The sequence below is a fragment of the Arsenophonus nasoniae genome (genome assembly GCF_004768525.1).
In the GTDB taxonomy this organism is placed as follows: domain Bacteria; phylum Pseudomonadota; class Gammaproteobacteria; order Enterobacterales; family Enterobacteriaceae; genus Arsenophonus; species Arsenophonus nasoniae.
Window position 1 is genome coordinate 132,775 of record NZ_CP038614.1, and the last position, 12,339, is coordinate 145,113.

The 12,339-nt window shown below is 38.3% G+C and carries 12 protein-coding genes and 2 pseudogenes; 8 read left to right on the forward strand and 6 right to left on the reverse strand.

Annotated elements, in window-relative coordinates; all coding sequences use genetic code 11:
- The first annotated feature begins 11 nt into the window (after positions 1-11).
- Genes ArsFIN_RS20320 through ArsFIN_RS20330 form a run of 3 tightly spaced genes read left to right on the forward strand, consistent with a single transcriptional unit; the run spans position 12 to position 2,635 of the window.
- Positions 12-905: a type II secretion system F family protein gene (locus ArsFIN_RS20320; RefSeq protein WP_081700726.1), complete on the forward strand. Its 894-nt coding sequence runs from the start codon at positions 12-14 to the stop codon at positions 903-905.
- Positions 906-964: 59 nt separating this feature from the next.
- The gene (locus tag ArsFIN_RS20325; protein WP_210409124.1) at positions 965-1,423 is read left to right on the forward strand and encodes a hypothetical protein; all 459 of its coding nucleotides are present in this window, start codon (positions 965-967) and stop codon (positions 1,421-1,423) included.
- Between the two features lie 9 nt (positions 1,424-1,432).
- Complete coding sequence (locus ArsFIN_RS20330; protein WP_135678369.1) at positions 1,433-2,635, forward strand: IS91 family transposase; 1,203 nt, start codon at positions 1,433-1,435, stop codon at positions 2,633-2,635.
- 155 nt (positions 2,636-2,790) lie between these two features.
- On the opposite strand, the gene ArsFIN_RS20335 is transcribed toward ArsFIN_RS20330, so the two are convergent.
- Complete coding sequence (locus ArsFIN_RS20335) at positions 2,791-4,035, reverse strand: oligosaccharide flippase family protein (protein ID WP_026823913.1); 1,245 nt, start codon at positions 4,033-4,035, stop codon at positions 2,791-2,793.
- A 340-nt stretch (positions 4,036-4,375) separates the two neighbouring features.
- On the opposite strand from ArsFIN_RS20335, the gene ArsFIN_RS20340 reads away from it, so the two are divergent.
- The 3 genes from ArsFIN_RS20340 to ArsFIN_RS20350 are packed head-to-tail and all read left to right on the forward strand — an operon-like array spanning position 4,376 to position 7,455.
- Positions 4,376-5,536, forward strand: coding sequence for an O-antigen ligase family protein (locus tag ArsFIN_RS20340; RefSeq protein ID WP_026823914.1), 1,161 nt, complete (start codon positions 4,376-4,378; stop codon positions 5,534-5,536).
- On the forward strand, positions 5,529-6,344 hold the full coding sequence (locus ArsFIN_RS20345; protein WP_246067481.1) for a glycosyltransferase family 2 protein: 816 nt from the start codon (positions 5,529-5,531) through the stop codon (positions 6,342-6,344). The genes ArsFIN_RS20340 and ArsFIN_RS20345 overlap by 8 nt, the downstream gene beginning before the upstream one ends.
- Positions 6,322-7,455, forward strand: coding sequence for a glycosyltransferase family 4 protein (locus ArsFIN_RS20350; RefSeq protein ID WP_026823915.1), 1,134 nt, complete (start codon positions 6,322-6,324; stop codon positions 7,453-7,455). The genes ArsFIN_RS20345 and ArsFIN_RS20350 overlap by 23 nt, the downstream gene beginning before the upstream one ends.
- A gap of 106 nt (positions 7,456-7,561) precedes the next feature.
- Here the strand turns inward: ArsFIN_RS20350 and ArsFIN_RS27770 are convergent.
- Both ArsFIN_RS27770 and ArsFIN_RS20360 read right to left on the reverse strand, forming a co-directional pair.
- Positions 7,562-7,651, reverse strand: a pseudogene (locus ArsFIN_RS27770) (single-stranded DNA-binding protein); the annotation flags it as partial.
- A 31-nt stretch (positions 7,652-7,682) separates the two neighbouring features.
- Positions 7,683-7,901 carry a plasmid partition protein ParG gene (locus tag ArsFIN_RS20360; RefSeq protein WP_135678371.1) on the reverse strand — a complete coding sequence of 73 codons (219 nt, stop codon included), beginning with the start codon at positions 7,899-7,901 and terminating at the stop codon, positions 7,683-7,685.
- Between the two features lie 307 nt (positions 7,902-8,208).
- Between ArsFIN_RS20360 and ArsFIN_RS20365 the strand changes: the two are divergent.
- Both ArsFIN_RS20365 and ArsFIN_RS20370 read left to right on the forward strand, forming a co-directional pair.
- Positions 8,209-8,562, forward strand: a pseudogene (locus tag ArsFIN_RS20365) (transposase); the annotation flags it as partial.
- A gap of 250 nt (positions 8,563-8,812) precedes the next feature.
- Positions 8,813-10,012, forward strand: a complete 1,200-nt coding sequence (locus tag ArsFIN_RS20370) for an IS91 family transposase (RefSeq protein ID WP_135678373.1) — start codon at positions 8,813-8,815, stop codon at positions 10,010-10,012.
- A 218-nt stretch (positions 10,013-10,230) separates the two neighbouring features.
- Here ArsFIN_RS20370 and ArsFIN_RS20375 read toward each other — a convergent pair whose 3' ends face one another.
- From ArsFIN_RS20375 to ArsFIN_RS20385, 3 genes are all read right to left on the reverse strand, one after another.
- Positions 10,231-11,433 (reverse strand): IS91 family transposase, encoded by a 1,203-nt coding sequence (locus tag ArsFIN_RS20375; RefSeq protein WP_135678014.1) that lies wholly within the window; start codon positions 11,431-11,433, stop codon positions 10,231-10,233.
- A 9-nt stretch (positions 11,434-11,442) separates the two neighbouring features.
- The gene (locus tag ArsFIN_RS20380) at positions 11,443-11,901 is read right to left on the reverse strand and encodes a hypothetical protein (protein ID WP_135678330.1); all 459 of its coding nucleotides are present in this window, start codon (positions 11,899-11,901) and stop codon (positions 11,443-11,445) included.
- Positions 11,902-12,006: 105 nt separating this feature from the next.
- On the reverse strand, positions 12,007-12,267 hold the full coding sequence (locus ArsFIN_RS20385) for a hypothetical protein (protein WP_135678375.1): 261 nt from the start codon (positions 12,265-12,267) through the stop codon (positions 12,007-12,009).
- Positions 12,268-12,339 lie beyond the last annotated feature (72 nt).

The window sequence follows — 12,339 nt, forward strand, 5'->3', positions numbered from 1 at the left end:
ATGGAGCCGATATGTTTTCTTCTTTATCTTTTGCAGGCCTCCAACCTCACCTCAAAACGGCAATTCGCTGGATATATCAGAAAACCTTTTCCGCTAAAGACCGCATCGCCTTCTACGACATGCTGGCCTTTTTGCTGGATAACAACAAATCGTTGCAACAAGCCTTTATCGATATGCGCAACGTGATCACCGATTTTGGCCGCAAACATCATCCCTACGCGGTGCTGTTGACCGATTGCCTGTCTGCGCTGGATGAGGGGCAAGGGGCGTTTGAAAAAGTGCTGTTCGATTGGGTCCCGGTTCAGGAAGCCACCTTGATTGGCTCAGGTATCCTTTCCGGCAAGCTCTCCGATGCCTTGCGTCGTGCCAGCCAAATTGTGGAAGGCAAGAAAACCATGGTCTCCGCCCTGTTCGGCGCATTGGCCTACCCCTGTTTTCTACTGGGGATTGTAGTGCTGATGATGCACATGGTCTGTGAAAAGTTTATCCCCAAGCTGGCAAGACTAGTGCCGCGTGAGAAATGGGATGGGCCTTTAAGCCTGCTCACCGGTATTTCTGAATTTATTGTTAATTTTGAGTGGTTACTGCTGTTTGGCCTGCTAGCTCTGATCGGATTGATGGTATGCTCAATGGGGCATTGGGTCAGTCGAAAAATTGCCGACAATCTGCCGCCATGGTCAGTCTATCGCGCCGTGCAGGGCGTTTACTTTTTGCTGAATATCGCCGCCTTGCTGCGCGTCAATATCCCGGTCATGCAGGCGGTCAATATGCTTGGCGAAACCGCTAGCCCGTGGCTGGAAAGGCGCATTAATGAAACGCTCCATTATATGCGACAAGGTCAAGGTCAAGGTGAACGTAGCACGCTACGCGTGAGCGGCGCAGCGGTGCTGCTTCGGGGATGTTAATGAGTTGAGTACTGTTTTATACTCTGCAGTAGGTTAATTTTTTTCAGGGATTCATCTCGATGGCTCGCAATAAATCTCCCAGAAAGCGTAAACCGGTTAAATCAGGCAGGCTGCCCGTCACTTCACGTGCCACAGCGCCTGTTTATCCGAAACGTTTTATGATCTCTCTCCCACCCGAAAATGATGATGACAGACCGCCTGAATTTTTTTATGACACCCTAAAAGAAGCCATACGCCACTGCGTCCGACTCGGCCCCCAATTTTTTCTCGACACGCAGTATTACCCGCCGCTAGTCACGATTATCAGGGGTTTTGAACAACGCCAAGACCAAGCCGATGACGCTGGATACGACTACACTGAGGGGGTAATAACTGAAAGTCTGCCTGCCGATGAATTCATCACCTATACGGAGCTAGGAATAATCCCTGTTTCCTTTGAACCCTGGGATAAACACACCGATAACTGGGCTGACGAATCTGACAATTTCTGTTTCTTTGGCAAGATGCCCATAAGGTAATTGAGTCAGATGTATATCCCTCGTCCTGCTAAACTACTTTTCACCATTGATGACGGTTGGAATAAATTCCTCGAAAAATACGGCGATAGCGTTAGTTCGTGGACGAGTTTATCTGTGGAGCGCATGCTTGCCTGCGGCACTTGTGCCATGGGTGTCCGGCGCTATTGTTGCGCTTCGTCTGATTGTTCTCACAGCCGTTTTTTCTGCCAAAGCTGTAAGTCAAAAGCCTGCAGTTCATGTGGCTTTAAAGCCACCGAGCAGTGGTTAGCACAGCAGGTTCATATTTTACCCGACTGCGACTGGCAACACATTACTTTCACCATGCCACATCTCCTTTGGCCTTTTTTTAACAATAACTGGCCGCTACTTAATGCTCTGTTTCGGGCAGCCACTCGAGCTATGCTGCAGTTGGCTCGCAAACAGGGTATCGAAATTGGTATTTTCTGTGCCTTGCATACTTATGGCCGGCAACTCAATCAACATCCGCATGTTCATGTTTCCGTCACTCGAGGGGGTTTGGATAGTAAACATAGTGTATGGCGAAAGCTGTTTTTCAAAAAAAAGGATGTCGAAGAAATCTGGCGAGGGGCTGTTATCCGACTACTGCGTCACAGTTATGATTTAATTAACCCTGGCCTTCTTCCCGGTCTTGGCCATATCCGTGACAAAAAACATTGGCGGCGTTACTTGAGGGCGCAGTACGGACGTTATTGGAAAGTGCACTTTGCTAAAAAAACGAAAGGGGCATGGCATAGTGTTAAGTACCTCGGTCGCTACCTTAAACGCCCACCGGTATCTGCGTCAAAACTGCGGCATTACCGAGGGGGTGCCGTTGTTCATCACTACCATGACCACCGAACTGGCCAGCATCGGCAGCAGACTCTGCCGCAGGAAGAGATGATTAGACGCTATATAAGCCATATTCCGGCCAGGCATTTTAAAATGGTGCGTTACTCTGGTTTTTTGTCGAATCGTAAACGGGGAAAACTATTGCCGAAAGTGTATAAGGCACTTGAGATGACGGCACGTAAAAAACCGGAGAACCCAGGTTTTTCTGTGCTGATGAAAGGATTTCTGCGTACCGATCCGTACAAATGTATTCTGTGTGGCGACAGGCTGCTTTTCACCGGGGCGCAAATGGGTAAAAAAGCAACGGAATTGTTGTCAGAAAGACTGCATAACCTGGAGAAAAAGCGATGGTTACGCATCTAAACGCAGGATCAATGTGTCTAAAATAAGGAAATCAGGTTAGAAATTACACTCTCTGAGGAAATGTTAACTGGCACTAAACACAATAAATCGATCCCCATCTCCTTTTTGCAATAAGGGATGGCTTTTGCTACTCACTTTAAAAGCGATTCAATTTCCTAACCATCAAGATTAGTTTTTTTGAAAAAAAAATATGTCAATACTAAAAAAGTTATCAACTCTGACAATAAAATAGACATAACTATTCCCATAGTTCCAAACCGGAAAATAAATAAATACGCTGTAATTGAAATTAGTATTATATTGATAAATGTTATTTTTGTAACAAAATTCTCTTTGTTTGTTGGTATAAACCATAAGATTATCAATGACATTATCCAAGCTCTTAATGGAATTATCCAAATGATGGCATTAATTAAAGGAATGGCATTTTCATATCCTTCACCAAAAACTAAAAAAATAATTTTTTTAGAAAAAATAAAAACTACGACAGAGAATACTAAAGACAAAATAGATAACACCAAAGAATATTTAACGATTTTTATTTTTATTTTTATTCTATCCTTATTATTTTTTATGTCTCCGAGTGATTTTACAAATTTTGGATATGCAATGTTTAGTATTGTCGTTATCAAGGTAGTCATTACCTTTGTTATTTTTTCAGACGGAACAAAATACCCAACAGATTTTCCTCCCCCAAAAAAACCTAACAATAATGATGACATGGTTATCATTATTCCTTGAGAGCTTTTGTATAAAAATACGCTAAAACCAGACTTGATTTCATTTAAAGCTTTTTTTATATTAAACGAACCAACTCCTGACATATAGAACAAAAAAAATGTAGTTATTGATGTATTAAGCATTCCAACCATGGATTGAATAAATATTGTAGTTTCTGCGTCATTCGAAGTTCTAATAAAAACAACAATAAGAACCAATTCAATTATTCTAAGTGAAAAATCAAGAATTGTAGGGAAAATTATTCTTTCCATTGATATGTAATACCATAATGGGGTGAATCCGAAAGACAATATAAATAAAAAAACCCAGAAAAACCAAGAATATGGTATTGATATATCACTTGGTGTTACGTAAATAAGAAAAAAAGCCAAAATAATAGGAATAATACTAAGAATTAGTTTTGCAAAAAAAACATCTGTTGAAACTTGCGAAATATATTTTTTGTTTTTTTTCCCCGTAATCTTTTTAACAGCGCTGAAATTGAATCCATATTCAATAAAAACCGAAGCTATTATGGCGATAGCTAAAACATATACAACCTTCCCGTATTCATTAGCTCCGAGTCTCCTAGCTAACAATGGTTGTTCAATCAAAGTGATTAAAATGCCCCCAATCTGAGAAATCATCAGCCAAAATACATTCGAGAAAATTTTGCTCATAAGATAAAACCATTAGTTAAAAATTTTTACATGTTAACATGTTTATGTGTAGTGTTAGGATATTATTGAATAATAGGGAATCGTGCTGTTTTGCCATACTCGTTTTTGCGGAAAATGCTTGTCGCCTTAGGTGTGCCGTTTTCTTACGCAACCTAACTGCATGATTTTACATTGCTAGGATCAGCAGTTGCACTGGATGGGCAGTATAAAATATATTTATTCAACAAAACTAGTATTATGATACATTAAGAATAATATTATTGGATAACTTTCTATTAAGTTAATAATTATGATTTTTAAGCTATCTATTTGTACATTTCCTTTTCTATTATGGTCACTTATGGGAGGAAATAAACAAGAAATTCTAGGTCTAAACAGTGACCACATAGTTACGATATACACATTCTTTTCCTGCTTACTGTTAAGTGGTTACACCATTATAAAAAACAAATATCCCATAAAAAAAATCCATATATTGAGTATTTTTTTGTTGGTTATTTATTTTATTATTAATGTAACAGTATACGATGTTAGTGCCACTACTCTAACTATTAGTCATGCGATATATATCGTAATATCATTATGCTTTATAGTTATCTTTGATAAAAAACCAATATTACTATCATATTTAATTGCTTCAGGACTGATTTTTGTTAGTTCTTTTTTGTTGATTCAATTATATCATCTTGGCTTTGGAGATTGGGAACGGTTAACCTTTCCTGTATTTTCAAATAATAAATGGTCATATTTTCCTTCCGGTTATGAAAGTTCAAGTGACCCAAATATTTTAGCTTTCATGTTATGTATTAGTTCTATTTATATATTATTTACTCTCCCTAATAAATTTATAATTAATTTTATTTTTGTGTTATCTGTGGCATGTTCTTTTTTAACATTATCAAGAAGCTCTTTATTGTCTTTTTTTATTTCTTTTCTTATTGTAAATATGTATTCGTTTTTTGTATTAAAAAAATTTCAATTCAGATTTTTTATATTATTTATACTATCGATATTTCTTTCTTTCATTGTAATAAAAACGGTTCCTTTTAAAGGAATTGAAACAATAACTACGAAAGAGAATATAGAAATTAAAAATAATAACAGCCAAAAGATATTAGAAATGACACTCAGAGAAAAAAGTAATAGTGACAGAATAGCAAGACTAAATAATGCCGTAATGCAATTAAGTAATCTGAAATCATTCTTTATTGGGAATGGTATCGGTTATAGCTCATCAACGAAGGATCCTCATAATTTTTACTTATCAACAATCATTGATTCAGGTGTTTTTATATTAACAATCATAATAATGATACTGATAAAGCCATTATTATTTCTTTTGAAGAATGGAAGGAGCTCCAATTTTGTTTTGGGCTGCATGTTCATTACTATATACTTTTTATTGATTTCACTCTTCTATTGGCAAGTAAGGGTTCTATACTTTTCTAATATATTGCTTTTTACCTTTATAAACATGAATAGTATAAAAAATGATGAATAATAAAGTAAGCGTAATCATACCGTGTTTCAACAATGAAAGAACTATAGAGAGATGTATTCTCTCAGCATTAAATCAAACTCATAAAAATATAGAAGTAATTTGCATAAATGATGGATCAACAGATGATAGCTGGAGTATTTTGAAAAAAATAAAAAGATCGCATGACAATCTTTTTATTTTTGATAATGAACAAAATTTAGGACCATCATTTTCCAGAAATAAAGGTGTTTCATTATCGACAGGGAAATTCATATCATTTTTGGATGCCGATGACCACTGGCATAAAAAAAAATTAGAAATGCAACTTATTTTTATGAAAGAACAATCTTTAGATTTTATTGGTGCAACATGTGCTATTGGTGTAACAGATAAAAGAAAAATAAACAAAGAAGATTTAAAATTAAAAATAGTTTCATTTAACATGCTCTTATTTAAGAATTATTTCCAAACACCGTCAGTTGTTATGAAAAGAGATATCTTTGTTGCATTCAATGAAAAACAGCGATTCTCAGAAGATTACATGTCATGGTTGCTTATTACTTGTAACAAAAAAAATAAATGCGGATTAATTTATGGTCGATACTTAGTTTTTCTTGATAAATTTAACTTTGGAATATCAGGGTTGAGTAGCAATTTATGGTTAATGGAAAAGTGGGAAATAAAAAATATCACCTACTTTTTGTTTAGAGGAAAAATAATGGCGATACTTGCAATTATAGTGTCTTTTATAAAGTATATAAGAAGATGTATTTTAACTATAGTAACCAAAAAAAAGGTTTTTAGTAATGAAAATAGCAATAATAGGTAACACAGCTAATGCTATGATTCTTTTTAGAATAGATTTAATCAAAATGTTAAACAACAAAGGTATTGAAGTTTATGCTTTTGCCACTGATTACGACGATTTTTCGAGAGAAAAAATATCAAGCTATGGGGGTATTCCTGTTGATTATGATTTTAATCGCAGTAGCATTAACCCTATAATGGATTTGTTAAATACTTATGCTTTAAGTAAAAAACTAAAAAAAATAAACCCCGATATCACGTTATCTTTTTTTGCAAAGCCAGCCATTTTTGGCTGCTTAGCTGGACTTATTTCGGGAGTTAAAAACAATAATGCTATGCTTGAAGGATTGGGTTATTTATTCACAGATCAGCCATACAGAATATCATTAAAAACTAATATAATTAAGAGAATTCAGGTTTTATTGTATAAGCTAATATTTCCACATATTAATTCATTAATACTTCTTAATAACGATGATTATCATGATCTGATAAAAAAAAACAAAATAAAAACTAAAAAAACCCATATTCTTGGTGGAATCGGTTTAGACCTAAACAGCTATGTCAAAAGTGTACCACCAACAGATAAAATCTCATTCATATTTATTGCGCGGTTGCTAGCAGAAAAAGGAATTAATGAGTACGTTGCTGCTGCAAAAAAAATAAAACAAACTCATCCTGATGTAGAATTCATCATACTTGGTGATATAGACAAGGAAAATCCAGGAAGTTTATCTGAATCAGACGTAGATAACTTAATTAAATCAGGTGTTATTACTTATCCTGGTTTTGTTTCTAACGTGGCCGAATGGATTAAAAGATCAAGCGTATTTGTTCTTCCTTCCTATTATAGAGAAGGGGTTCCTCGTAGTACACAAGAAGCGATGGCTATAGGCAGACCTATACTAACTACTAATTTACCTGGCTGTAAAGAAACAATTATTGATGGTGTAAATGGATATGTTGTAAAACCATGCTCACATGAAGATCTTACAGAAAAAATGCTAAGATTGATTAACAATCCTGAAAGAATAATTCAAATGGGTGAGGAAAGTCATAAGTTGGCATGCAAGAAATTCAATGCAAACATAAATAATAAAAAATTATTAAAATTTCTGGATATTTCTAACTAATAGTGATCAGATTGTAGTTGCTAACTACATCTTGCCACCCTACCTGACTGTTCATAGAATAAACGTTCTGATTCATTTGAACCCACTAGTATACCAGTGGGCATTACATCGCTATACTAGACGTCATGTAGCGACCAATGGGTTTATCGCCCAAATGACCAATTAAAATAACTTTGTTAATTCCTCTACTTGCCATAAAAAATCCTCACATTTTAACAAATCATTAATTACTGAAACTTACTTTTCAGTAATTTTCTAATTTCATCAGCTATTGATGTACCATTTATTGCACAAGTTGATTTGATTTTTTTATGTAAACTTTCAGGAATATCTATCGTTAACCGTTTATTTATTTCAATACTTGATGTTTTTATTTCTCTTTTCTCGACCCAATCATCAGCATTTTTTTTAATATTTTTTGTTTTAAAACTAATTTTTTTAGCCATTTAAAACTCCAAAATCTCATCAACTAAACTAGATATTTCTTTACTTGAAATTCCATCTGGATCGGATTCAAAAACAACATTTCCAGAAGCAGCAGTTTCGGCATAAATGACCCGTTGAGAAACGAATGAGCCAAAAACCTTTGTTTCATATTGCGATAACGCTTCAGTGACATCTCTCCCAATCGCTGTATTTGCGATTTTACGATTAATAACAAAGGCGTATTTAAGTTTATCTTTAAAAATAATCGCTTCTTTGATTAAATCAATAACTTCTTGTGCTGCCCAAATATCGTATGGACTTGATTGAACTGGCCAGCATCGGCAGCAGACTCTGCCGCAGGAAGAGATGATTAGACGCTATATAAGCCATATTCCGGCCAGGCATTTTAAAATGGTGCGTTACTCTGGTTTTTTGTCGAATCGTAAACGGGGAAAACTATTGCCGAAAGTGTATAAGGCACTTGAGATGACGGCACGTAAAAAACCGGAGAACCCAGGTTTTTCTGTGCTGATGAAAGGATTTCTGCGTACCGATCCGTACAAATGTATTCTGTGTGGCGACAGGCTGCTTTTCACCGGGGCGCAAATGGGTAAAAAAGCAACGGAATTGTTGTCAGAAAGACTGCATAACCTGGAGAAAAAGCGATGGTTACGCAGCTAAACGCAGGATCAATGTGTCTAAAATAAGGAAATCAGGTTAGAAATTACACTCTCTGAGGAAATGTTAACTGGCACTAAACACAATAAATCGATCCCCATCTCCTTTTTGCAATAAGGGATGGCTTTTGCTACTCACTTTAAAAGCGATTCAATTTCCTAACCATGAACATAAGCACACCTTTGGCGTGAGCATCGCGGCAAAGGCGCTCTATTTCTAGGCAATTCCCTTCTCGTCTTTTATACTCTGCTCTATGTACATCCCCAGACCTGCAAAACTGCTATTTCAATACGATGACGGATGGAACCTTTTCATCGAAAATAATCACGTAGATGAATGGCAACTACTCTCTGTCGAAAAGATGCTCGCCTGCAGCACCTGCGCTATGGGCGTTCGCCGTTATTGCTGTTCTTCACCTGAATGCTCTCATTCACGCTTCTTTTGTCAAACCTGTAAATCCAAAGCCTGCAGTGCGTGTGGCCTCAAAGGCACCGAACAGTGGATTGCCCAGCAGCGCCATATTTTGCCGGATTGCGAATGGCAACATATTACCCTCACTATGCCTCACCTACTTTGGCCTTTTTTTAACAATAACTGGTACTTGCTCAACCAACTCTTTCGCTGTGCAACCCGCGCCATGCTCAAAAACGCCAAGCGCCAAGGCCTCGAAATTGGCATTTTTTGTGCGCTGCATACTTACGGTCGCCAACTCAATCAACATCCGCATATTCATTTATCCGTCACGCGTGGGGGACTCACTCAATATGACACCTGGAAACCGATTTTCTTTAAAAAGAAAGACGTTGAAAAGGTCTGGCGCAGTGCGGTCATTCGACTCCTTAGGGATAACTATTTTCAGTTACAACCCAATAAATTGCCTGGCTTCGGGCACATTCGCAATTATCAGACCTGGTGCCGTTACCTCAATGCCCAGTTTCAACGTTATTGGAAAGTACATTTTGCCAAAAAGACACGCGGGGCCTGGCATAATGTGAAATATCTGGGCCGTTATCTTAAACGTCCCCCTATCTCCGCTTCTCAATTGAAACACTACAGCGGCGGCACCGTGGTTCATCATTACTATGACCACCACAGCCAACAATACAGACGACAGACCTTATCCCAAGAAGAAATGATACGGCGTTATGTCAGTCATATCCCTGCGCGACATTTTAAGATGATCCGTTATTACGGTTTTTTAGCCAATCGCAAACGCGGGTGCTTATTACCGAAGGTGTATGAGGCGTTAGACATGATATCTCCTAATGTGCCTGAAAAACCTGGGTTTGGGGCCCTTATCAAAGGTTTTTTAAATACTGACCCGTACCAATGTATTTTATGTGGAAACCGATTGCGGTTTATGAGTGCGGAAAAAGGAATACACGCCGTCACTTTACTGTCAGAAAGGCGGGATAAAATGGTCAAAAAACGATGGTTACAAACCGCAGCCTAGGAGCAGTGTGCCTATTATTAGGCTTTTAGATGATAATTTAACCGAATTACTGTTCATGGTTAGGAAATTGAATCGCTTTTAAAGTGAGTAGCAAAAGCCATCCCTTATTGCAAAAAGGAGATGGGGATCGATTTATTGTGTTTAGTGCCAGTTAACATTTCCTTAGAGAGTGTAATTTCTAACCTGATTTCCTTATTTTAGACACATTGATCCTGCGTTTAGCTGCGTAACCATCGCTTTTTCTCCAGGTTATGCAGTCTTTCTGACAACAATTCCGTTGCTTTTTTACCCATTTGCGCCCCGGTGAAAAGCAGCCTGTCGCCACACAGAATACATTTGTACGGATCGGTACGCAGAAATCCTTTCATCAGCACAGAAAAACCTGGGTTCTCCGGTTTTTTACGTGCCGTCATCTCAAGTGCCTTATACACTTTCGGCAATAGTTTTCCCCGTTTACGATTCGACAAAAAACCAGAGTAACGCACCATTTTAAAATGCCTGGCCGGAATATGGCTTATATAGCGTCTAATCATCTCTTCCTGCGGCAGAGTCTGCTGCCGATGCTGGCCAGTTCGGTGGTCATGGTAGTGATGAACAACGGCACCCCCTCGGTAATGCCGCAGTTTTGACGCAGATACCGGTGGGCGTTTAAGGTAGCGACCGAGGTACTTAACACTATGCCATGCCCCTTTCGTTTTTTTAGCAAAGTGCACTTTCCAATAACGTCCGTACTGCGCCCTCAAGTAACGCCGCCAATGTTTTTTGTCACGGATATGGCCAAGACCGGGAAGAAGGCCAGGGTTAATTAAATCATAACTGTGACGCAGTAGTCGGATAACAGCCCCTCGCCAGATTTCTTCGACATCCTTTTTTTTGAAAAACAGCTTTCGCCATACACTATGTTTACTATCCAAACCCCCTCGAGTGACGGAAACATGAACATGCGGATGTTGATTGAGTTGCCGGCCATAAGTATGCAAGGCACAGAAAATACCAATTTCGATACCCTGTTTGCGAGCCAACTGCAGCATAGCTCGAGTGGCTGCCCGAAACAGAGCATTAAGTAGCGGCCAGTTATTGTTAAAAAAAGGCCAAAGGAGATGTGGCATGGTGAAAGTAATGTGTTGCCAGTCGCAGTCGGGTAAAATATGAACCTGCTGTGCTAACCACTGCTCGGTGGCTTTAAAGCCACATGAACTGCAGGCTTTTGACTTACAGCTTTGGCAGAAAAAACGGCTGTGAGAACAATCAGACGAAGCGCAACAATAGCGCCGGACACCCATGGCACAAGTGCCGCAGGCAAGCATGCGCTCCACAGATAAACTCGTCCACGAACTAACGCTATCGCCGTATTTTTCGAGGAATTTATTCCAACCGTCATCAATGGTGAAAAGTAGTTTAGCAGGACGAGGGATATACATCTGACTCAATTACCTTATGGGCATCTTGCCAAAGAAACAGAAATTGTCAGATTCGTCAGCCCAGTTATCGGTGTGTTTATCCCAGGGTTCAAAGGAAACAGGGATTATTCCTAGCTCCGTATAGGTGATGAATTCATCGGCAGGCAGACTTTCAGTTATTACCCCCTCAGTGTAGTCGTATCCAGCGTCATCGGCTTGGTCTTGGCGTTGTTTAAAACCCCTGATAATCGTGACTAGCGGCGGGTAATACTGCGTGTCGAGAAAAAATTGGGGGCCGAGTCGGACGCAGTGGCGTATGGCTTCTTTTAGGGTGTCATAAAAAAATTCAGGCGGTCTGTCATCATCATTTTCGGGTGGGAGAGAGATCATAAAACGTTTCGGATAAACAGGCGCTGTGGCACGTGAAGTGACGGGCAGCCTGCCTGATTTAACCGGTTTACGCTTTCTGGGAGATTTATTGCGAGCCATCGAGATGAATCCCTGAAAAAAATTAACCTACTGCAGAGTATAAAACAGTACTCAACTCATTAACATCCCCGAAGCAGCACCGCTGCGCCGCTCACGCGTAGCGTGCTACGTTCTTGAATTAGAAACAATATAATCTAGAATGAATTTGCCTATTTCTCTAATGACTAATCCAGTCATATCAAAAATTGATATTTCTTTTTTTTCTTGAAAAATACCAGTGATGTCTTGAATACCAATATCTCTACGTGCTCTCGTAGTAGAACCACCATTTTTATCATTAAAATCTTTTTCTTCTGCATTGTTAATGATGTAAAGAATGGGCTCGTAGTTTTTTTTATCAGACTTATTGTTATTATTTGATGTCATGGCTGTTTACCTTATTATTATACTATAACTTCTTACTATTTTATTATTTATATTTTATTTAAAACTTATGAT